The sequence below is a fragment of the Dellaglioa sp. CoH-55-MRSF-7 genome (assembly GCF_056782235.1).
In genome coordinates this window covers 46071-68515 of sequence record NZ_JBXAYI010000005.1, presented here as the reverse complement: position 1 = coordinate 68515, position 22445 = coordinate 46071, and the positions used below count along the sequence as shown (strand labels likewise).

Below are 22445 nucleotides of genomic sequence, written 5' to 3'. Positions count from 1 at the left end.
AAGATAACTATCCTCTTCATTACAGTCTTTTTTTTTGGGTTCTATTTTAATTTTACAGGTAGATCTTTTTTTGAAACTTCTTCCCATGAAATAACACCTTTTTTTTCATTATAGGCTAATTTTAAATAGGCGCCTTGACGTAACGGTCTTTCTTTATTCCCATTAAACGTTAATTTCTTAGCTTCATTTTTAGTATTATAAGCCATTTGATTATAGCTATAATCGGCATACGTTTTTCCATTTTGATCCTTTTTAACCACTTTTTTACCTGTTTCTGTTATCTGTGTGTAGTAATCCTGAGTTGAGTAATTAGTCCTATAGTATAAGTACCCGCCGCCAACTAATAGAATAGCGATAATTAATACAATTATTTTTTTCATTTATTCTACCTCCTTTTATTTAATTCATAATCTCAAATAACCATGCATTAAACCACTAATTTGACTTGTACTAATCGAAGATTATCAAAAAATTATATTATAATCCTTTTTTACTCATTTAATTCTATATAATGATACAATACTAACCATACAAACATTAGGAGGTTACGATTATGACAAAAACTCACCAACTAGTTAATAGAAATGAAGTACCTGAAGCACTAACATGGGATTTAACAGCCATTTATCCAAATGATCTTGCATTCCAGACGGATATCGATTTAGTTCGTGACCTCGTTCAAACCTTTGTTTCTACTTACCATAGCCATTTAGGAGAACTAGCTCCAATTAGTACCGCCTTCAATGACTTGGAAGATATTTACACTCGCTTATCACATATTGAACATTATGCATTTTTACAGCAAGCAGTTGATATTACTGATGCAACAGCCAATCAGTTAATGCGCGATTTTGAAGCACTTTCTGCCGAAATTACGACAAAACTGGTTTTCTTTGATATTGAATTACTAGAAAATCCAGTTAAATTATTGGACGACGTTGTTGCAACAAATCCAAAATTAAAAGCTTATATTCGTCAATTAAAGAAACAAAAAGAATTCCAGTTAAGTCCTGAGGTTGAACAAGTCCTTGCGACCTTCCAACCTAATTTTTCTGCACCAGAATCAGTTTACGGTCAAACTCGAGCAGCTGATATGGACTTTTCTGATTTTGAAGTAAATGGTGTGACATATCCAATGTCATTTGTTTTATATGAAAATACGTACCAATACAATCCAGACGCAGCTATTCGTCATGCAGCATTTAAAAGCTTCTCAACAACATTAAATCATTATAAGCATACAATTGCGGCTAACTATTATAATCAAGTATCTATGGAGAAAAGAATTGCTACTTTACGTGGCTATCATTCAGTTTTTGATTACTTATTAGCAGAACAAGAAGTTGACCGTTCATTATTCAATCGTCAAATTGATACAATCATGACTAAATTAGCACCTGTTATGCAAAAATACGCTGCACATGTCAAAGAAGTTCGCGGTTTAGATAAAATGACCTTTGCTGATTTACAAATCGATTTAGATCCTGATTTCGCACCAGAAGTTTCAATTGAAGAAGCTAAGAAATATGTCAACGATGCAGTTGCGCCACTTGGATCTGACTATCAAGCCATGGTTGCTCGTTCATTCCCAGAACGTTGGGTTGATTTTCCACAAAATATTGGTAAGGAAACGGGTGGCTTTGAAACAACTCCTTATGGCAAACATCCTTATATTTTAATGTCATGGACGAACGAATTAGCCGATGTCTATACTTTAATTCATGAGCTCGGTCATGCAGGGCAAGCCATTTTAACACAGGATAACCAATCAATTTTGGGTAGTGAACCTTCTACTTATTTGGTTGAAGCGCCTTCTACATTCAATGAACTATTACTAACAAGTTCAATTGAAAATCAATCAAGTGAACCTCGCTTAAAACGTTTTGCTTATTCAAAAATGTTAACGAATACTTATTTCCATAACTTTGTGACCCATTTACTTGAAGCAGCTTACCAACGTGAAGTTTATCAACTCATTGACGCTGGACAAGGATTTGATGGTGATCAATTAAGTGAAATTAAACGTCATGTCCTTGAAGCATTCTGGGGACCAGATGTTGAAATAAATGACGGTGCTGAACTAACTTGGATGCGCCAATCACACTATTACATGGGCCTCTATTCATACACATATTCAGCAGGTCTTGCCATTTCAACACAAGCACACTTGAACTTATTGAAAGATCCAGAAAATACGACAGAAGCTTGGCTTGCCTTCTTAAAATTAGGTGGCGAATTAGCCCCAATTGAAGCAGCTAAAGTTGCAGGCGTTGATATCACTACGGATGAACCTCTCAATCAAACAATTCAATTTTTAGATGATACCGTGAATAAAATCATTGCTTTAACGAAAGAAATTTAAAAATAAAGGAGAGACACTAAAAAGTTTAGTGTCTCTCCTTTATTTTTTATGCAGGTGGTGTGTTACTTAATACCCATTTTACCTGGGCTGTATATGAACCGCGATGGATTTCACTTGGATCTGCTTTAACCAAAACACCCGCATCTTTGTCCCATGGTACGGTTGTCGTTTTTGTCGTTGATGTTCCTGACAAAATTTCAAGACTTGCCGAACCTAAAACTTGAGCCTTATCTCCGGCTGTTGCTCGATACACAATCGCATCTTTAATTGTATTACTATCTGAAGTAAGATCACTTGCTGAAACTGACAACTGCCAAGTCCCAGGTAATGATGTTTCTAATGCTACAGAAAAATCAGTTTGACGAGGTAATATTGTCGTTTTTCCTGGAATTTTAGTTGTCCCAAAATTTAAACTACCGTTAGTTGTTAGTCCCATTTTACCTGAAACAACGACAGTAATAGTTTTCACGTCAGATTTATTACCGTCTGTATCGACAGCATAAACAGTTAAAACATGACTACCAATTGCTAAGTTATCTGGTAATTTGTAAGTTCCAGAATGGTCCTGACCAGCTTTTACGTTATCATATGTTTCCATTAAAACAGGTGCATTTGACCCTTCTTGATAGTACGTTTTAATGGTTGCACTATCATCAGACTCATGGTAACTCAAAGAATAAGGCGCATTCACTGTTGTACCACTATCATCTAAAGTAAACGTTGGTTTATTAGAGTTCACAATAATATCAGCCGTATATGACGTTGTTTGGTTCCCATATTGATCAGTTGCCATCACAGTATATGGGTTTTTACCAACCTTTAATTGACTACTTGGAACGCTAACACTAAATTTACCGTCTGTTCCGACGTTAGCTGATACTGAGTAACTACCATTGACTTTAATTGCTGCAGTTGTCGTTCCTGCTGGGAAAGTTCCCCCAAGACTTGAAACTACTGTTCCGGCAATAGTTGCTGCTTCATTTTGATTAACCTTGATGTCATTAATTCCTGATATCGTTAATGTTCGTGTGCCTCCAATTGTGAATTTGGCTGCATTTGATTGGATAACCGCATTAGATCCAGAAAATTCACTTACTGGACTATTAACAACTGTATCGGCTGCAACTTTGTCAGCAGTTCCTGTAAGTGTTACTTTTGCACTTGAATACTTAGCTGTTGATAAATCATTCTTAAGGACCTTAACAATTGCCCCATTTGACATCTTTGTTAAATCAATGGTTTCTGAGTCCGTTGCTGCCCCTGAATAAGTAATTGTTCCCGTTTTTAACGTCACATTATTGGGAACCTTCAAGCCAGCACTAATTGTTTTCCAATCTTGTTTACCACCTAAATATTTTAAATTTGTTACAAAATCTAATGAATCTCCAGAGTGTACTAGACCATCATTAGTAACATCTTTATTTTTTTGAGTTGTATCTGTTACTGTCTGAGTTGCAGTTGCATCAACTAAACCTGGAACTTTTTCAAACATTATCAAGTTAGTTTCATAACTACCACCCGTTGATCCAGTAAATCCCCAACGAACTGCGCCATTCGAATTGAATTTAGCCTTATCAATTGACACAGTCGCGCTCTTACCTGTTGTCATAACATTTGTTTTTGGATTTTTATCATCAATTGTGTAAGTCATAGAGCCTGTTGTACTCGTTCCAGCAGAATATTTCAACGTCAAATGATGCCATAACGCGTTAGATAGATTTGCTCCGTAATCAATTAACCCAAGGTGATTTTGATAGTAAAAATAGGCGGTGTGTATTGGAAAAAAACCCGAGTCTTTACTATCCCGTGTATAACTATTAGTATCTGCAGGATAACCACTAGCTATGTGATTACCTGTGACAGCAGTATAATCAAAGCTATTCCCGGAAGTTTGACCCCCATTATTAAAGGTATCGAACTCTAACGCCCAACTGTTTTGTATCCCTGTTTTAACTAGTTTCGAAACATCACTATAACCTGATGTTGTTCCAAAAATACCCTCAGGTAGTATATCATTAGCCCAAACACCTAATGTTTCACCACTACCAGTTGAAATAGCTGCATTTCCTTTAGCATCATTTTGTAATACTAATGCCATACCATCTCCGGCTGCAGCGCCTCCATTACCAAGATATACCCACATTGACGCTGTTGAATCTTTGTTCAAATCGAATGTATTACCATCAGTTGACCAAACAGCTGCCTTTTGATCTTTATTATCAGTAATTGTTACGACCGATTTTGTAGCAGCATTTGCATCCGTTGTTATGACATTTCCAGACGTTAAATTAACTGTTTTACTAACTTCAGATACACCAGCCCCAGTTCCGCGTTGAAATATACCATTCAAAGTGATCCCACTTGGCGCGGTCTGTATTGCATAATTATAATCTGTTTCTGCCGACACACTTGAAAAAGTAGCTAAGAAAGTCGCCGCTAAAACAAACACTAATAAATTTATTTTTTTATGATTAATCCCCATAACCCGCACCCCATTCTCTATCTTTATTACTTATAGTATACGCTTAAATAGAATTAATATTATCCATAAATTTCTTATAAACGCTCATTATTTGATGGTTTTAGGGTCCTTTTCAGGTAATAGTTATTTAATCCTGTATGCCAATTGGTATACCAGTATTCGTCAGCTATAATGTATCATTAAATAAAAAAGTAAGCTTACAATATTGTAAGCTCACTTCAATTTAATACCTAATAAAGCAACTAAAATTGTTGCCTGGTAAGCATTAATCGTTAATCCACGAACCAGCTTAGGATCCAGTATAACTGTTTCAAATTCACTCTCAGAGAAATCCACAGACTTCATGTTGGTCTCAATAAAATCGCAACCTTCAATATTACTTTCAGGGAATGTTAATTTCTTCTTGATTTCAACCGCTTGAAAACTGGTTTCTTTTAAATCACAACGTCTAAATTCAACTTCTTGGAAATTAGCGACACTAAAATTAGAATAGCTTAACTGACAATCTCTAAATGTCGTTTCTTTAAAAACAGTACGATTAGAAAAGTCACACCCCATCATCCGACAGCTTTTAATTTCAGTTCTAAAAAAATAACTTTCATTAAATTCTGCGTTCAAAAACTCACAATGATCAATTACAGTATCTAACCATTCGCTACGCACAAAGTCAGTTTGTTCAAAGGTACAATGATCAAAAGTGACTGAATCAACTCGTACTGTCTCAAAAGAAGCCTCAATCGTACAATTATGGTAAGTTAATCCATATCTAATATCATCAAATGAAATGGTTTGTCCTTCAACAACTTGATTATCCAAAATAATTCACTCCTAAATGTTTACTTAAAACGCTATTTATAAATTTTAACATATTTATTCACAAATACTTAAGACCTTTTTTAGTTAGAAGATAATAAAAAAGATAAATCAGATTATTCTGATTTATCTTTTCTTTAACCTTTATTTTCTTTTTTATCCTTTTTAATAAAGAATAATAGTAGTGCTCCTAATATTAGAACGAATCCTACTAAGACAACCATCACAGATTTTTCTTCATTTGTCTGTGGTAAAATACCACCTACAGATGATACTGAGCCTTTTATGTCTTTTTCAGGATTAACAGTCGTTTTTCTTTCAGGTACACTAGTTGGTTGTGTCACTTTGGTATTCTCTTTAAAACCGATAGTCACATTCGTAGAACCGGCTTCGGTTGTTGCCGCACTAACCATTTGATTAGTATTCAGCATGACAACTCCCAAAAGTAACATTGCTATAATCATAATCTTTTTCTTCATGAGACTAACCTCCCCCAAGGAATACTTTAAAGATTCTTGTTAAAAAGCATTATATAGTGATTGCCACCATATAATGCTTTTTAAACAACTTATTTAAGCAGGTACGTCAGAAAGTGTCCAGTTCATTTTTGTTGAGTAAGCTTCTGCTTTAGCAACACCAGCAGGGACAGTTAATGAAATGTCTCCAGCTGCAAGTGTATCAACAGTAACACCACTACCAGTATCTTTAACAGCATTTAAAGCAACGCCAGCTGTTGTTAAATCTGTAACAGCATTTGAAACAGCTGTAGTTGTTCCAGTTGTTGCTTCAGCAACAACTACTTTACCTTTGCCTGTTGAAAGAACAGCACCAGTTAATTCATCACTACCACTCTTAAATTGGTCAGCTTGAACAGAAAGTGCCCAACCAGCATTTGTTCCACGAACATCCCCAACTTCAATAGCAAGATCTTTTGCTGATTTAACAGTCAATGCTTTTGTAGGAATTTCAATATCTGAACCAAAGTCTACTGTTTTTGTAGCGTAGACAATAGCAAGGTTACCACTATTACCAGTTCCACCACCATCACCAGGATCTGTTGGGTCTGTTGGGTTTGTTGGGTTAACTGGAGGGATTACTTGTCCTTCATCGCCAGCCTTAAACGAAACACTAGCATCAGTTGATGCACCTTGAGCAAGTGTTGCTGCATTTACATGACTTGAAACTGCTAAACCTGCACCTAAAATTGTTGCTGCTAATAATGCACTTGTTAAACCTTTTTTCATAATCTAATCCCCCATAATTCTATCTTTTTTATTGTAAATAATTAAACAGCTGGTGTATCTGATAAAGTCCATGTTAACGTTGAAGCATACGCGATATCTGCTTTAGCAACGCCAGCTGGAATTGTTAATTTAACATTTTCTTTTTTAATGTTATCAACGTTAATACCTGCACCAGCGTCTGCTGTAGCACCAAGAACAACCCCAGAAGTTGTTGTATCAGCAATTGCTGATGACACTGCATGGTTAGCTGTAGAACCATTACCAACTGAAACAGCACCTGCGCCTAAACTAATTGCAGCGCCGCCAAGTTTTTCTGATTCATCAGCGTTAGCTAATTGCTTAGAACTTACTGATAAAGTCCAACCAGCATTTGTTCCACGAACATCACCAACTTCAACTGCAACATCTGTATCAGACGTTAAGTTAACCGTATTTGCCGTAATTTCATTTTCAGTACCAAAACTAATTGCTTTAGTAGCATAGATAATAGCAAGATTACCACTGTTACCAGTATTACCGTTATCCCCAGGTTCTGTTGGTTTTGTTGGATCTGTTGGGTCAACTGGAGGGATAACTTGTCCTTCATCGCCAGCTTTAAATTGAACACCAGTTGTTGTTGTTGCAGGTGTCATATCAGCAGCGTTTACGCTACCTGATACTGCTAAGCCTGCACCTAAGATTGTTGCTGATAATAATGCACTTGTTAATACGTTTTTCATAATTTATTTCCCCCGAATTTGTTATTTAATTTAAACAGCTGGTACGTCTGAAAGACTCCAGTTTAACGTTGTTGCATAAGTATCAGCTTTAGCTGAACCTGCAGGAATTGTCAAAGTCATGTTGTCTGCACGAATCTTATCTGCATTTAAACCAGCACCTTCGCCTGTTTTAGCTGATAAGACAGTTCCACCATCAGTAACCGCTGCAACTGCAGCAGCTGATGCAGGTGTTGGTGTAGCACCGGTACCAATTAAGGTATTATCACCTTTACCTAAAGCTAAGACAGCTCCAGCTAATTCGCCAGACTTTGTACTTTTGAATTGATCTGCTTTAACTGATAATGTCCAACCAGCATCTGTTCCTCGAGTATCGGCAACTTGAAGAGAAATAAAGTTACTACCTTTAAGGTCTTGTTTACTTGCTGAAACAGGTACAGTAGTGCTAACAGAACCAGTTCCATCATCTTTTGGAATCCCAAATGTTACAGCCTTTGTTGCATATACAATTGCTAAAGGACCAGCATGTCCTGTTTCACCGCCACCACCATCACCAGGATCTGTTGGGTCAACTGGGTCTGTTGGGTCAACTGGGTCTGTTGGATCTGTACCTGGTGTAAATGTTACTGAACCGTCAGTTGTTGCACTATCTGGTAAGACAGTATCTGCAGCATTTACGTTACTTGATACTGCTAAACCTGCACCTAAAATTGTTGTTGCTAATAATGAACTTGTTAAACTTTTTTTCATAATATATTTCCCCCAAATTTTTTTAATATTTCACCCGACTCTAACCTAATTAAGCAGGAGCGTCAGTCAATGTCCAAGTTAATGTTGTTGAGTATGCAGCAGCATGTGCTGTACCACCAACAACCCCTAAGTTAATACCCTTTTGTGCATAACTTGTTGTAGTTTCCCCTGCACCTTTGTCAACAGGTGCACTAATTGTTGCACCACCATCTAAGACGTTGCCTGTAGCTGTTGCTGTTACCTCAGGTACGTCACCAATATTATTCGATGCAGTACCATCAGGGAGTGACAATGTAGCACCTTCTAGTTCTACAGATTTAGCTGTAGGATCAGCAACAGTATCTACAACACTCATAAATGGTGTACCACTAACCTTAACGCTCCAACCAACAAATGTTCCACGAAGATCACTAACACTTACATTAATACCACTATTTGAATTTAATGTAGTATTCGCTGCAGAAATTGCTTCTTTACCAAAATCAACTTTACTTGTGACATTTGTAATTGACAATGATGCACTATTAGGATCTGTTGGATCTATTCCGCCAGCTGTAAACGTGGCACTTGCCGTTGTATCTTTTGATGTAGCAGTATCTGCTGCAGATACCTTACTTATTGTTCCGAAACCTAATACCACACCACTAATCATTACTGTTGTTAATAAAGTTTTTTTCATCATTGTTTCCCCCATTTTTCGTATACACTCACTATAGTCGATATTTGACCTAAAAACGGTCAATATTTCATGGTTAAGTGTTTTCTTTTGACAGTCATAATTACTTAATTCTTATTTAGTTATTCTTTTCTATAAAATTATAATACCAAAATTATTTCATTTAAAACGACCAACATTTACGTGTTAGGTGTCATTTTTTGACGTTATTTTACTGGGACACTTGATAATGTCCAATTCAAGTCTGCTTTATAGGCAGTTGCTCTAAGCTTTGATGGATCTGCCTTTAACAAAATACCGGTTCCATCATCGTTAAACTCCTTTCCTGTATCATTTACACCATTACCTGATAAAACGGTTATGCCAGCATCATTAATGATTTGCTCTGTAGCATTGGCATCACTTTTAAAGACCAAAGCATCTGGATCATCAGTTAATCCTGTTGATTTTACAGTCAACACCCAGTTACCGGCATCCACAGCTGAAAGGTCCACATTAAGACCAATTAATGGTGTTAAATTGGTTTTTTCATTTGGTATTTTAATTTTATCTCCATAATTTAAATTATTAATGCTATTAATTTTTAACGTTTTAGTTGGTTTTTTAACATTAAGGATGAATTTTTTAACAGTCGCATTACCTTGATCATCCGTTGTTGTGACGGTTATTGTATGTTGTTTAACCGTCAAGTCGGTCATCTTAATCGTATTAGTATGATCTTTACCTAGCGTTTTACTATTATCGTACTCCTCCTTATATTGACTGGTGTGTGCTACATCACCATAAGAATCTGTAATTTGAGTTGTTAAGGTCGTTGCATGATCACTATTCACCGTGTAGCTCACTGGGTACTCAGTACTTGCGACATCAACTACTGGGATATCCGTATTAGTCGTACTGTCTAATTTATCGCCTGCAATTGCATCTACTTTAATCTTAGGATTTGGTATGGTTACAATGATAGTTCCCTTAGTTGGAAAACTAGTTCCCCCACCTATTACTCTTGTAGCTGTAAGCTCAACTTTATTTTCCCCAATTGCTAGATCAGAATTTTTAATTGTAACTGGTGCTTGCATGAGTGTTTCTATTGGATCATACGATGTTGGATGAAAAGGTGCGTAAATTGTTGCCGTACTATCTGGTTTGGTTACTTGCACATTGAATACGTAGTTATCTAAAGATACGGCAGGATAGTACCCAGGTGATCCTTCTGGTGTTCCTGAGCCATCAACGCTATTTCCATTACCCGCATCATCCTGACTATAAAATAGGTCAGCTAACGCTGCATCTGCAGGCATTATTGTTGATTCTTTGCTAAGTACATCGTCAATGCTAATCGTTTTTTTACTTCCACCCAGAAACATCCCTACAATCTCTGCATTTTTATAATCATCAAATAACGTACGTGTTGTGCTACTTTGTTTTTTAGCCTGTTCTACTTGTTTCTTTTCGTCTTTTTGACTATCTAGTTTTTCACTAGATAGTGTAGACGACGCTGATTCTGAACTTGTTGCATTTGTCGTATCAACTTCTGAATCTATTTTTTCATCAGATACACTACTACTTGAGCTACTAGAATCTGCCTTATTTGATTCTGTTGATTCACTTAATACATTTTCTAAAGTTTGCTCTTTTATAGTCGCAATACTTGAACTAGTTGCTTCTTCTTGTTCACTTGCTGATATAGTTTCATTCAACGCTGTTCCCCCGAACAACATCATCGCACACAAACTACCTATCACAATTCTATTTTTTGGTTTCATAATAATCCCCCAGGATTCTCTTTTTAGTTTATGTCGTTAACCAATTACCGTTATAATATCATCTATATTCGGTAGACAACATTCAACATTTGCGACCTAGATGTGTTTTTTTGACATTTTAATCATAATTATATTTACTTCTTATAGTATGTATCACAAAATTTGATTGTACTTTATTTCATTTTTCTTTATACTTAACCATAGCTATCACTGCACCAGTATCATAAAATATTTTATCCATATGGAGGCTATTATTTTGCTAGAATCAGAAAAAACATTACGTTGGTATAACGTTGCTTTAATTGCATTCGTTTCCGTTTGGGGACTTGCAAATGTCTTTAACAACTTTGCTAACCAAGGACTCACTGTTATTACATCTTGGATTTTAATCATGATTTTTTACTTTGTTCCTTATACTTTAATTGTTGGTCAATTAGGCTCAACATTTAAAGATGCCAGCGGTGGTGTGTCTTCATGGGTGAAAGAAACTTCAACCAAGAGACTTGCCTACTATGCAGCTTGGACTTATTGGGTCGTACATATTCCTTACCTAGCACAAAAACCACAAGGTATTTTAATTGCCTTTAGTTGGTTATTCAAAGGTAACGGAAATTTCGTTAATGAAACTTCTGCTATGACCGTTTCACTTATGGGCTTAGTCATTTTCATTTTCTTCTTATGGATTGCCTCAAAGGGACTTGCTACTTTAAGTCGAATTGGTAGTGTTGCCGGAACAGCAATGTTCGTTATGTCATTATTATTCATCTTGTTGGCAGTTTCAGCGCCATTCATGACGCATGCTAAAATTCAAACACCTGATATGGGTGCCATTAAATCATATCTACCTAACTTTAACTTCGCCTACTTCACAACGATTTCAATGTTAGTTTTCGCTGTTGGTGGTGCTGAAAAGATTTCTCCCTATGTTAATAAAACAAAAAACTCAGCTAAAGAATTTCCAAAAGGAATGTTAGCATTGGCCGCAATGGTTGCCATCTGTGCTATTTTAGGTTCGTTCGCTATGGGATTCTTATTTAACGGAACTAACATCCCTGATGATTTAATCACAAATGGTCCTTACGAAGGTTTCTTACGTCTTGGTAGTTTCTATCACGTAGGTAATTTATTCATGATTCTATACGCAATTGCCAATGCGATGGCTCAAATTTCAGCGCTTGCTTTCTCAATTGATGCACCATTAAAAATTCTTTTAGGTGATGCTGATCCAAACTTCATTCCTAAAAGCTTGTCAAAACTTAATAAAAAAGGAACTCCCGTTAATGGTTATGCCATGACTGGTGTTTTAGTTAGTATTTTAATTATCATTCCTGCAATCGGGATTGGTAACATGAACGCATTATACAAATGGTTATTGAACCTAAATGCGGTTGTCATGCCTATGCGTTATCTCTGGGTATTCTTCGCTTACATGCTATTAAACAAACAATTGAAGAATTTCAAAGCCGGTTACAAGTTTGTTAAGAATCCTGTCGTTGGTTACATTGTTGGTGCTTGGTGTTTCTTATTCACTGCATTCGCTTGTATCCTAGGAGTTGTTCCTAAATTAAACTACTCAGATAGCCCTTCTAACTACTTGTTCCAATTAACACTTAATATTGTCACACCACTTGTCTTAGTTGCATTAGGTTTAATCCTCCCTGCAATTGCACGTCGCGGTAACAAAAAAGCCCTATAAAATTAATCTTAACTAAAATCTTATATTCACAAATAAACCTTATGCCTAAAAGCATAAGGTTTATTTAATTTTATGGTTTTTAATTTTCATATTAGGTATACTAGAGCAGTTAAATAAAATTTTGGAAGGAATCTATTTGTATGAATATTATTGTTATGTTAAAAGTTATTATTTTGGGAGTTGTCGAAGGAATTACAGAATGGCTTCCTATTAGTTCAACGGGACATATGATTTTAGTTGACGAATTTTTACAACTAAAAGAAAATGCTGCTTTCATGGAAATGTTCTTCGTTGTTATCCAACTGGGCGCTATCCTAGCAGTTTGTGTGTTGTATTTCCATAAATTAAATCCTTTTTCTCCAAAAAAATCGCAATTAGAAAAAAGAGATACGTGGTCTCTATGGAGTAAAGTCATTGTAGCTGTACTTCCAGCTGCTGTGATTGGGTTAGTTGCTGATGACTGGTTAAATGCGAAATTATATAATTTCCCAGTTGTTGCCTTAATGTTAATTATTTATGGTGTTTTATTCATTATTATTGAAAACAAAAAAGCCGATGCTGTTCCTTCTATTACATCATTCAATCAAGTTACTTACAAAACAGCGTTACTAATCGGTGTTTTCCAAGTTCTTGCTTTAATTCCCGGAACATCACGTTCTGGTGCAACTATTTTAGGTGCCATTTTATTAGGGACTTCTCGATTCATTGCTGCTGAATTTTCATTTTTCTTATCAATTCCAGTTATGTTCGGTGCCAGTCTACTCAAATTAGTTAAATACTTCCATAATGGTTATAGCTTTACCGGTGATCAAACAGCCGTCTTATTACTTGGTTGTGTAGTCGCATTCTTAGTTTCAATTGTTGCAATCAAATTCTTGATGGGTTACATCAAGTCGAAAGATTTCAAACCATTTGGTTGGTACCGTATTATTTTAGGTGCCTTGCTACTCGTTTACTATTTCTTCATTAAATAATTAGACAAAAAAACGCCGATAATATCGGCGTTTTTTTATTTAGTTTTCTTGGCTGGTGCTTTTTTCTTAGTAGTTACTTTCTTTACAGCCGGTTTCTTTTTAGCGGGTACCTTTTTGGCCACGGGCTTTTTCTTGGCTGCCGCCTTTACAGTTGTCGTTTTTTTCTTTGTTGTCGCTTTTTTTGTAGCCGTCGTCTTTTTAACTGCTGGTTTCTTTTTAACAGCTGGTTTTTTCTTAGCTGGAGCTTTCTTTTTCTTTTCAACGACAACTGGTTCTTTTTCTTCAATAATAGGTGGATTTTCAAGGAAAGCTATCTTTTCAGCAATCATAGTTGTGCTTGTCATATTATGATCACTGGGGTTTTCTAAATAATTAGTCACAGATGTAATTTCATCGATTCTTAATTTAGATGCGTTCAGAATTGGTGACTCAACAATCAGATAGACATTAACTTCTGCTTCATCTGTTACTTCATTAAAGAAGCTGGGTAACTTTTTATAATATTTGTATGGTAAATTAAGGATATTTGCTTCAAGTGTAAAAATTGCGGTACCTTCAGGATATTCAATCATCAATTGAACTTCTACAAGCTTACCATCCCGTACATTGTTTTCTAAATCAGCATAACACTTAGCGAATAATTCTGGTACACCAATCGCTTGGACATCTTCTGGTGTGGCAGTATAAAAAATCTTTGTGTACGCCTCTAACTCAATAGCGGACATGAATTGTTCAACGGTCATTTTCATTAGTTATCTATCCTCCGTATTCTCTCTACATAGTCCATAATATCCTAGATGGCAATAATTGCAAAACATAAATAAAAAAAGGATAACTTTTGTTATCCTTTTTCACTAATACTACTTATTTAGTTGGTACATTACTCAAATTCCATTGCACTGAAGCATCATATTCTTCACTTCTAACCTCGCTAGGTTTAACACGCAATAGAATTCCCGTATCTTTTGCCCACGTTTTAGTTATCTGGTTAGGAGATGAGTTCCCACCCGCAATATCTATCGAATGGTCTTTTAAAGGTGTCCCAATATCTGTCGCTTTTTCTTTGTAAATTAATGCATCTTTTAGCACAGTGCCGCTGGCTCCAACAACATCAGTTCCAGTCAGCTTTAAATTCCATGTACCTGGTACCGATGCAACTACCTGTATACTTAATTCTTCTACAGGGCTATAGGTTGTTTCTTCGTTGGGTATTGGAATATCACTTTGTCCAAAATTTAATGCACCCGTTACCGATGCTATTTCTAAAACACCTGGATCATTAACAGTGATAATTTCTTGACCCGTTACTGAATTACCATATTGATCTTCAACACTTACCGTATAAGTATTTTTTCCAACGTTTAACTTATCTGCAGGCAGCACTTCAGCGTAGTCAATGCTACCCAACTTATTGAATAGCATTGATTTATCACTAAAGGCTTTACCATTCAGCATCGTTGTTATCGTAACGTTATCATTTTCCATTAGTGTATCTGTTTTAACGTTACTCGTAACTTTAATCGACTGACCACTATCAATTGTTTTATCAAGCAATCCTGAAAGTGTCATCTTCTGCTTTAATGCCTTAATGGTAAACGTAGCTAGCTGAGATCTTACTATCGTATTTTGACCATTAAATGTACTAATTGGACTTGTTACTTTGGTATCTGTAGCAACAATTTTAGCTGTCCCATTCATACTGATCGTTGCTGTATCATTACTTTTTGATAAGTTTTTATTTAGACTTGATGTAATGACACCATCTTTAGTTGTTGTATCAAATGTTTGCGTTGTTCCATCGGCGTATTTAATGATACCTTCTTTGTCTAACGTCACAGCATTAGGCGTTTTTAACGAAGCAACGATTTTTTTCCAATCTTGCTTTCCATCATTGTATTTCAAAGTTGTTTGAAGATTAAGTTTATCCCCGCTGTTAGCAATTCCTGATGCGGTAATGTCCTTATTGTTCTGGGTAGTATCTGTCACTTTTTGCGTCGCCGTAACAGAAACTAAATCAGATATTTCTTCAAACATCACTAAATTTGTTTCCCAGTTACCGCCTGTTGCGCCCGTAAATCCCCAAGTCACTTGACCATCAGTGCTCGCAAATTTACTTTTATCAATTGGAACTGTCTTTGCAAGACCACCACCTAATACATCACCCGTACCGGGGACTTTATCTCCAATAGTATAGGTCATTGAGCCGGCAGTTGTAGACGTTGATTTATAATCAATTGACACATGCCACCATCTTCCATTAGATAAGTCAGCGACAGCAAGTAGTCCATCATGAGTTAATTTATTATACTTACTTAAAAAACCATTTTGTTCATAAGTAGCCCTTTGATTAGGATAATTGCTTGCCAGATGATTGTCTTGGATAGTGTTTAAATTATCAAATCCGTTACCCTTGCTTGCCTCACTATTTTTATGTGTATCAAATTCTAACGCCCATGAATTTTTAATAGCTGTTCCTGCAACGGTAGATTCTGATCCACCTTTATCAACACCCCAAACACCTAATGATTCGCCTCCACCAGAAATAGCACTGAGACCACGGCTATCATTTTGTAAAACAAAAGCCATCCCATCACCAGAATTAGCACCCTGATTACCGAAATACATCCACATTGACATTTTATTATTTTTATTAAGATTAAATTTATTGTTTGCTGTAGACCAGGCAGATCCCACTTGGTTAGTTGCATCCGTAATTTTTATAATTGATTTATCTGCGTTATCTGCTGTTTCAGAAACAACATTACCACTAGCATCGAATGTTACAATTTTTGCATTATTTTGTGTTCCTGTTGTTCCAGGTGTCAAAAGTCCATTTGATACTAATGCGTCTGGTGCCGATGCCACTGCGTTAGAATAATCATCAGCATTAACACCTGTAGAGCTAAGCCCTAATGTCACTAACACACCTGTAAAAAGTACAGCTTTCAGCCGTAATATTGTCATAATCCTATCTCCCCCCGGACATTTGAATTTAACCGACAATTAAGTTTATTATTAATTATTTGGTACATTCGTTAGCGTCCAATCTAATTCAGAACTATAGGTTTCAGCTACTTTAATTTCACTTGGTTCAACATCCAATACAATTCCAGAATCTGCTGACCAACTTTTTTCAACCGTAGTTGCTTGACCTACTCCTGTAGACACTATTGTACCATACGTTGGAGAAAGCGGTAACGTGTTTTCCTGATTTGAATTACGAAACCCAATAGTTGAATGCTTTAAAGTACTTTTATCACTTGCTGCAGTTAGTGGTCCTGCAGTCACAGACAATGTCCAGTTTTTAGCTGCTGACGTTTCTAACTTAAGCATATAGCTTGAAGCACGGTTTAAAATACTTCTTTTCGCTGGTATTTTATTATTAAAATTAATTGAATCATCTGATGAAATACTCAACAATCCTACGACAACAGAGATTGTTTGGTTATTAGAAATGTTTCCTTCAGAATCAACCGAATAAATAGTTAACTCGTGCGTTCCAATGGCAAACTTAGTTGTATCTAGTGCTACACTATGATCTTGTGTCGAACCTGGTTTAGTATTTGTATATTTTTCTAATTCAACAGGTGTTCCAGTACTTCCTTCTTTATAGTACGTTGTTAACGCTGCACTATTATCAGCTACTTGGAAAATCAATGTATATGGCGCTACAACGGTTCCTTTATTATCATTTAAAGTTAAAACGGGTTTAATATTAATTTTTTGTGTATATTTTTGCGTCGTATTACCATCTGGATCTGTTACTTGAACATTATAAGAATATTCGCCAGTGGTTAGTTTGTCCTTTGGAATCGTTACGTTAAATGTACCATCCGTTGCGACATCACCCTTAATAGGTGTTGTATCCTCATTAAGTGTCACACTGGCCGTTGTTCCTTTAGCAAAAGTTCCACCTAAACTAGATTTTACCGTTCCACTAATCGTCGCATCCGTTCCATAATTAATATCAATATCTTTAAGGCCATCAATCGTTAAGGCTGTTTTTGGTGATGCTTTAATCGTATAGCTAATAGGATTAGAATCAATCATTGCATTGCTTCCGATGAATTGACCTGCTGAAACAGTCACTGGTGTATCCACTTCAACTGGCATTACTTCACCGATAAATGAAATATGTGAACTTTGTCCAGGTGTAGATAATTCAGGTATTTGCGCGCCGGATAACCCAGCAGGGTCACTTCCATAGATATTACTAGGAAATTTTCCTGTACCAAAATCGTTAGGTATTTCATACCCAGTCCATTTTATATTATTAGCCGGGTATTTTAAATATCCACCTATGCCTGTCCACGATTGTTTTCCACTATCGTAAGTTACGGTAGTGTTGAATTTTACTTTATCTCCAGCTTTTACTTCTCCATTAGCCGAGACATCCTTGTTATTTTGTGTAATATCCGTCATAGTTTGTACCGCAGTCGCATTAACAAGACCTGGTACAGTTTCAAACATAACTAAGTTATTTTCAAAAGAGTCACCCGTTGACCCTGTAAATCCCCAACGGATTTTACCCGTTGTAGAATTAAATTTCGATTTATCAATTGGAACACTTGCCGTCTGCCCTGTCTGACTTGTATCTTCAGTAGGATCCAAGTCTTCTGTTCCTGAAATTGGTTTTTTATCATCAATCGTATATGTCATTGACCCAGCACTCGCACTCACTGATTTATAATCAATTGTCACATGATGCCATGCCCGATTTGATAAGAACCCATTATAATTAATAAGGCCTAAATGATTTAGTTTAACTGAAGAAGAGATTGTATGATTATCCGTGTATGTTGCCTCAACAGCTGGATACCCACTACCAATATGGTTAGGTGCTAAACTAGGATCTAAATCAAATCCGTTTCCTGAACTATTACCATTATTCAAATGAGTATCAAATTCTAGCGCCCAACTATTTTGAATAGCGCCTCTAGCAGTATTATTGGGGGATCCCGTACCCACTGAATCGTCTCCCCAAACACCTAACGTTTCACCTGCTTTAGTTGCAATAGCAGCATTTCCTTTTGCATCATTTTGAAAAACAAGTGCCATCCCATCCCCAGCAGTATTCGTTTTGCTACCAAAATAAATCCACATAGAAGCTTTACTACTTGTATTAATATCAAATGAATTTTCGTCTGTTGACCAAATTGCTGCTTTTTGATTCTTAGCATCCGTAATTTTAACCATCGTTTTAGCAGCCAGATTAGTCGAATTAGGATCTTTATTGGTATCGGTTAATTCGACCATACCACTAGTTGCTACTACTCCAGCACCAGTACCCGTCTGGAATAAATTTGTCATTAAAATTGCTCGAGGTGCTGATGCTTTTGCAGAATCATAATCCGCATCTGCCTTGATACTTGTTACATTAACTAAAAAGAATAACCCAAAAGTTAGTAGTGTTAATTTTAATTTATTATTAATTTTCATGTTGGCCCCCACCTATTTTCCCCAAAGTTCATCTATAATAACTAATATGATAGCATGATACAGACAAAAAAAAACATCAAAAATAGAGGGTACCCCCACACTTTTTGATGTTATTTAAAAAATAAATGATTTTATTATTAATCTAAATTATCATTCATAAACTTAACGACTTTTTTAGTATATAATTCTGGATCCTTACTGAACGCTTTTCCGTGACCTGCGCCCTTCACAATCCACAATTCCTTCGTACCTGCTGAGGCTTTGTAGTTGTCATAAACCATTGCGCTAGGAACGAAATCATCCTTGTCGCCATGAATGAATAATGTTGGTAATTTATTTTTCTTTAATTGTTTAACAGAGTCAGCTTCTGCAAAAGAGTAGCCCGCACGTAACTGAGTTACCCAACTAGAAGTTGTTATTAATGGTTCTTTTGGTAAATTGAATTGGAGTTTCAATTGATAAGCTAACAAATCTTCAACATTTGTATAACCACAATCTTCAACAATTGCTTTAACTTGAGTTGGTAACTTTTCACCACTCATCATCATGACAGTAGCACCACCCATGCTAACTCCAAACAAGCCAATCTTTTGATCTGTTCCCTTTTCGGCAATTAATTTTTTGGTCCATTTAATGTAATCTAAGCGATCTTTCCATCCGAAACCAATATAATCGCCCTGACTTTTACCTTGGCCTCGATCATCTGGCGCTAAAACGTTATAGCCATTATCATGAAATAATTTTATATATGAAGCCATACTTTCTTTATTTTCCATGTAACCATGTGCCACAACAACTGTTTTTAAAGATTTAGTTGCCGCCGGTACATAGTCAGCAACTAATTTTAAATTTTCACCTGCTGATGTTTCTGTCCAGTTTTCTTTTTTAGTACTGGCCAACCATTTTTTTGCTTCAATTGTTCGCTTTGGTGTTCCTTTTGATGTTCCCGTTAATGTTTTTTCTGTATTTTGAATGGCATAGTGATAGAGATAGAAACTACCCCCTGTAATTGCAACCGCTAATAACACTAAAATACTGACAATCCAAATTATAATTTTCTTTTTCATTCAAAGAAACTCCTTTATCGTTTATGCCATTAACGTATTATAGCATTGTTTATTTTATAATTCACGTTTTAATTTAAAAAAATAACCACATTAGTTGGATAAACTAGTGTGGTTACTAAATAAATAACGGTTTATTTAATTTCTTTAACTTCTTTTAATACGTTTTGCATTACTTTTGCTTTTGTTTGTGCCTTGAAAATTGTTGTTGCTTGTTCTGCAATCTTAGCTTGATCAGCTTTCGAGATTGATGCATCTTTCATCATAGCATTTGTGACAGCTGCTTTAACAAAAGTAGCACCATCCGCAGCAAGTTTAGCTTTTCCTGCCTTTGTATTCATTTTAGCTGCTTCTACTTTAGCAATTTTAGGCATGGCCTTAGCTTGCTTAACCGTTAATGTTGTCCAACTCTTTTTAACGTAGAATGTATGCGTACGTTTTACTAAAGTTTTATCGTTATTAGCGATACCAAACATTAATCGATACCCATTACCTTTATAAGTCCAACGGGTTTCTTTAGTAACTAATTTGTTACTCTTAGCATTTTCAACAATCTTGCTAGTTGTATCGTCTGTCTTAGTTGCCTTTGTTTTCTTTTGTGATGCCGTATTTTTATAAATAACGACTTTTTCAGATCCATCTGTACCGATAGGCTGATATAGTAACATGTCCATCTCTTTAGAACTAGAAGCTAATTGTTCTGTCTTAGTTGTCGTTACTTTTTCCATTCCATAATGTGCACTGTAGTTAGCAACAATTAAGCCACCTGTAAGAATAATACAAAGTGCAAAAATGCCACCTAAAATGTAGCTCAGTACATTATTACGGATGAGGTTCCACGTAAGGAAGAATAAAATAATTGAAAGAATTAATAATAAAATAATCATTATTTATTACCTCCATTTTTTAAAACTTGTTGTTTTGATTTTAAGAAGAATGAAAATCCGAGCCCAACCACACAGAAAACGACTGCGATGATAAAGGCAGCATGATAACCACTTAATGTCGCATCAATAGCTTTTGTTTTGTAATCTAATGGTGCCGATTTAAGCATTGATTTAGCTGGTAATGCAGCTGTTGTTACATTTGTTAGAACGGAAATCATAACCGCTGTTACGATTGAACTTGCGATTTGACGAGCTGTATTATTAACAGCCGTTCCATGACCCATCAAGTTAGCTGGTAATGCATTCATCCCTGATGTTGTTGTTGGCATCATAACCATTGAAATCCCAAACATACGAACTGCATACATAATTGTGATGTATAAAGTTGGCGTATCTTTTGTTAAGAAAACGAATGGAATTGTACCAAGTGTTAATAAGAACATACCACCAGTTGCCAATTTCTTAGCACCATAAATATCGAATAATCGTCCCGTTATCGGACTCATAATCCCCATCATTAAAGCACCAGCCAATAAGGTTAATCCTGACTCAAATGCGCTATCTCCACGTACAATTTGGAGATACATTGGTAGAATCATTTCAACACCGATCATAGCCATGTTAACAATTGAACTTAAAACGGCTGCAATTGTGTATTCTTGGGAAGCAAAAACACGTAATTCCAAGAAAGGATTTTCCATTGTTAATTGACGCCATATGAATAAACCAATAAAAATAACACCCACAACAAGGAAACTAAGTACTGAGGTACTTCCCCAGCCGTTATCTCCAACTGTTGAGAATCCATAAAGTAAGCCACCAAATCCAATTGTTGATAAAATCAATGATAAGACATCAATTTTAGATTTGTGTGTTTTGATGACCGGTTTCATAAACCAGAAAGAAGCCACAAAAACAATTCCTACTAATGGAATAATCATACCAAAAAGATCACGCCATGAAGCATTATCAATAACCCAACCTGAAAGTGTAGGTCCAATTGCAGGAGCTAGTCCGATAACTAAACCGGCAAGTCCCATTGAAGCACCACGTTTTTCGGGTGGGAAAATTGAAAGCATAATCGTTTGTAATAAAGGCATTGTTACCCCAACACCGACTGCTTGAACTAAGCGAGCTGTTAACAATACCCCAAAATTAGGTGCGATAAATGCTAAAACTGTTCCTAATTCAAAGATACCAATAGCACCTATGTATAACCATTTGGTATTTACACGACTACTTAACCATGCACTAACTGGAATTAAAATCCCGTTGACTAACATAAATCCTGTTGTTAACCATTGAACAGTTGACGTTGTTACGTCAAATTCATCCATTAATGTTGGAAATGCAGTTGCTAAAATTGTTTGATTCAAAACCGTACAAAATGTCCCTACTAATAAAATTGCAATTAGCATGGGGCGATTATATGGTTTACCCTTTGCATCTAATCCATCCATACTTAAAACCTTCTTTTTCTTTAATTTATCTTCGAAGACTAATATAAGACTATCTCGCTTTAATGTCAAGTAAGTTGACAAACGTTTTAATATATATATAATCAGTATAGTAAACATCA

The 22445-nt window shown here is 35.9% G+C and carries 18 protein-coding genes; 3 read left to right on the top strand and 15 right to left on the bottom strand.

From position 1 onward, the window contains the following. Positions 1–41: 41 nt before the first annotated feature. Complete coding sequence (locus tag AC1RPU_RS06245) at positions 42–380, bottom strand: YxeA family protein (RefSeq protein WP_481761747.1); 339 nt, start codon at positions 378–380, stop codon at positions 42–44. A gap of 173 nt (positions 381–553) precedes the next feature. Between AC1RPU_RS06245 and pepF the strand changes: the two genes are divergently transcribed. Then, the gene (gene pepF, locus AC1RPU_RS06240) at positions 554–2362 is read left to right on the top strand and encodes an oligoendopeptidase F (RefSeq protein ID WP_481761748.1); all 1809 of its coding nucleotides are present in this window, start codon (positions 554–556) and stop codon (positions 2360–2362) included. A gap of 46 nt (positions 2363–2408) precedes the next feature. On the opposite strand, the gene AC1RPU_RS06235 is transcribed toward pepF, so the two are convergent. The 8 genes from AC1RPU_RS06235 to AC1RPU_RS06200 form a co-directional block, all read right to left on the bottom strand. Further along, positions 2409–4844 (bottom strand): hypothetical protein, encoded by a 2436-nt coding sequence (locus AC1RPU_RS06235; protein ID WP_481761749.1) that lies wholly within the window; start codon positions 4842–4844, stop codon positions 2409–2411. Positions 4845–5057: 213 nt separating this feature from the next. After that, the gene (locus AC1RPU_RS06230) at positions 5058–5660 is read right to left on the bottom strand and encodes a pentapeptide repeat-containing protein (protein ID WP_481761750.1); all 603 of its coding nucleotides are present in this window, start codon (positions 5658–5660) and stop codon (positions 5058–5060) included. A 134-nt stretch (positions 5661–5794) separates the two neighbouring features. Further along, positions 5795–6136, bottom strand: a complete 342-nt coding sequence (locus tag AC1RPU_RS06225) for an LPXTG cell wall anchor domain-containing protein (protein ID WP_481761751.1) — start codon at positions 6134–6136, stop codon at positions 5795–5797. A 93-nt stretch (positions 6137–6229) separates the two neighbouring features. Then, positions 6230–6901: a WxL domain-containing protein gene (locus tag AC1RPU_RS06220; RefSeq protein WP_481761752.1), complete on the bottom strand. Its 672-nt coding sequence runs from the start codon at positions 6899–6901 to the stop codon at positions 6230–6232. 41 nt (positions 6902–6942) lie between these two features. Further along, positions 6943–7620, bottom strand: a complete 678-nt coding sequence (locus tag AC1RPU_RS06215) for a WxL domain-containing protein (RefSeq protein ID WP_481761753.1) — start codon at positions 7618–7620, stop codon at positions 6943–6945. Positions 7621–7650: 30 nt separating this feature from the next. Next, entirely contained in the window at positions 7651–8367 is a 717-nt protein-coding gene (locus AC1RPU_RS06210; protein ID WP_481761754.1) for a WxL domain-containing protein, read from the bottom strand. 49 nt (positions 8368–8416) lie between these two features. Continuing rightward, positions 8417–9049, bottom strand: a complete 633-nt coding sequence (locus AC1RPU_RS06205; RefSeq protein ID WP_481761755.1) for a WxL domain-containing protein — start codon at positions 9047–9049, stop codon at positions 8417–8419. A 200-nt stretch (positions 9050–9249) separates the two neighbouring features. Next, the gene (locus AC1RPU_RS06200; protein WP_481761756.1) at positions 9250–10806 is read right to left on the bottom strand and encodes a hypothetical protein; all 1557 of its coding nucleotides are present in this window, start codon (positions 10804–10806) and stop codon (positions 9250–9252) included. Between the two features lie 256 nt (positions 10807–11062). Between AC1RPU_RS06200 and AC1RPU_RS06195 the strand changes: the two genes are divergently transcribed. Both AC1RPU_RS06195 and AC1RPU_RS06190 read left to right on the top strand, forming a co-directional pair. Further along, on the top strand, positions 11063–12502 hold the full coding sequence (locus AC1RPU_RS06195; protein ID WP_481761757.1) for an amino acid permease: 1440 nt from the start codon (positions 11063–11065) through the stop codon (positions 12500–12502). 140 nt (positions 12503–12642) lie between these two features. Continuing rightward, complete coding sequence (locus tag AC1RPU_RS06190) at positions 12643–13476, top strand: undecaprenyl-diphosphate phosphatase (protein ID WP_481761758.1); 834 nt, start codon at positions 12643–12645, stop codon at positions 13474–13476. Positions 13477–13511: 35 nt separating this feature from the next. On the opposite strand, the gene AC1RPU_RS06185 is transcribed toward AC1RPU_RS06190, so the two are convergent. From AC1RPU_RS06185 to AC1RPU_RS06160, 6 genes are all read right to left on the bottom strand, one after another. After that, positions 13512–14225 (bottom strand): hypothetical protein, encoded by a 714-nt coding sequence (locus AC1RPU_RS06185; RefSeq protein WP_481761759.1) that lies wholly within the window; start codon positions 14223–14225, stop codon positions 13512–13514. Positions 14226–14340: 115 nt separating this feature from the next. Beyond that, on the bottom strand, positions 14341–16440 hold the full coding sequence (locus tag AC1RPU_RS06180) for an L-type lectin-domain containing protein (protein WP_481761760.1): 2100 nt from the start codon (positions 16438–16440) through the stop codon (positions 14341–14343). Positions 16441–16491: 51 nt separating this feature from the next. Next, positions 16492–18915, bottom strand: a complete 2424-nt coding sequence (locus AC1RPU_RS06175) for a hypothetical protein (protein ID WP_481761761.1) — start codon at positions 18913–18915, stop codon at positions 16492–16494. A gap of 137 nt (positions 18916–19052) precedes the next feature. Then, positions 19053–19982 (bottom strand): alpha/beta hydrolase, encoded by a 930-nt coding sequence (locus AC1RPU_RS06170; RefSeq protein ID WP_481761762.1) that lies wholly within the window; start codon positions 19980–19982, stop codon positions 19053–19055. 131 nt (positions 19983–20113) lie between these two features. Next, positions 20114–20866, bottom strand: coding sequence for a DUF4811 domain-containing protein (locus AC1RPU_RS06165; protein ID WP_481761763.1), 753 nt, complete (start codon positions 20864–20866; stop codon positions 20114–20116). Next, complete coding sequence (locus AC1RPU_RS06160; RefSeq protein WP_481761764.1) at positions 20866–22326, bottom strand: MDR family MFS transporter; 1461 nt, start codon at positions 22324–22326, stop codon at positions 20866–20868. Before AC1RPU_RS06160 ends, AC1RPU_RS06165 begins: the two co-directional genes overlap by 1 nt. Between the last annotated feature and the right edge of the window lie 119 nt (positions 22327–22445).

What these genes read in the sequence shown, in the direction of transcription:
- AC1RPU_RS06245 (WP_481761747.1), bottom strand. Translation starts at nt 380, where the DNA reads ATGAAAAAAATAATTGTATTAATTATCGCTATTCTATTAGTTGGCGGC.
- pepF (WP_481761748.1), top strand. Translation starts at nt 554, where the DNA reads ATGACAAAAACTCACCAACTAGTTAATAGAAATGAAGTACCTGAAGCA.
- AC1RPU_RS06235 (WP_481761749.1), bottom strand. Translation starts at nt 4,844, where the DNA reads ATGGGGATTAATCATAAAAAAATAAATTTATTAGTGTTTGTTTTAGCG.
- AC1RPU_RS06225 (WP_481761751.1), bottom strand. Translation starts at nt 6,136, where the DNA reads ATGAAGAAAAAGATTATGATTATAGCAATGTTACTTTTGGGAGTTGTC.
- AC1RPU_RS06220 (WP_481761752.1), bottom strand. Translation starts at nt 6,901, where the DNA reads ATGAAAAAAGGTTTAACAAGTGCATTATTAGCAGCAACAATTTTAGGT.
- AC1RPU_RS06215 (WP_481761753.1), bottom strand. Translation starts at nt 7,620, where the DNA reads ATGAAAAACGTATTAACAAGTGCATTATTATCAGCAACAATCTTAGGT.
- AC1RPU_RS06210 (WP_481761754.1), bottom strand. Translation starts at nt 8,367, where the DNA reads ATGAAAAAAAGTTTAACAAGTTCATTATTAGCAACAACAATTTTAGGT.
- AC1RPU_RS06205 (WP_481761755.1), bottom strand. Translation starts at nt 9,049, where the DNA reads ATGATGAAAAAAACTTTATTAACAACAGTAATGATTAGTGGTGTGGTA.
- AC1RPU_RS06200 (WP_481761756.1), bottom strand. Translation starts at nt 10,806, where the DNA reads ATGAAACCAAAAAATAGAATTGTGATAGGTAGTTTGTGTGCGATGATG.
- AC1RPU_RS06190 (WP_481761758.1), top strand. Translation starts at nt 12,643, where the DNA reads ATGAATATTATTGTTATGTTAAAAGTTATTATTTTGGGAGTTGTCGAA.
- AC1RPU_RS06185 (WP_481761759.1), bottom strand. Translation starts at nt 14,225, where the DNA reads ATGAAAATGACCGTTGAACAATTCATGTCCGCTATTGAGTTAGAGGCG.
- AC1RPU_RS06180 (WP_481761760.1), bottom strand. Translation starts at nt 16,440, where the DNA reads ATGACAATATTACGGCTGAAAGCTGTACTTTTTACAGGTGTGTTAGTG.
- AC1RPU_RS06175 (WP_481761761.1), bottom strand. Translation starts at nt 18,915, where the DNA reads ATGAAAATTAATAATAAATTAAAATTAACACTACTAACTTTTGGGTTA.
- AC1RPU_RS06170 (WP_481761762.1), bottom strand. Translation starts at nt 19,982, where the DNA reads ATGAAAAAGAAAATTATAATTTGGATTGTCAGTATTTTAGTGTTATTA.
- AC1RPU_RS06165 (WP_481761763.1), bottom strand. Translation starts at nt 20,866, where the DNA reads ATGATTATTTTATTATTAATTCTTTCAATTATTTTATTCTTCCTTACG.
- AC1RPU_RS06160 (WP_481761764.1), bottom strand. Translation starts at nt 22,326, where the DNA reads ATGGATGGATTAGATGCAAAGGGTAAACCATATAATCGCCCCATGCTA.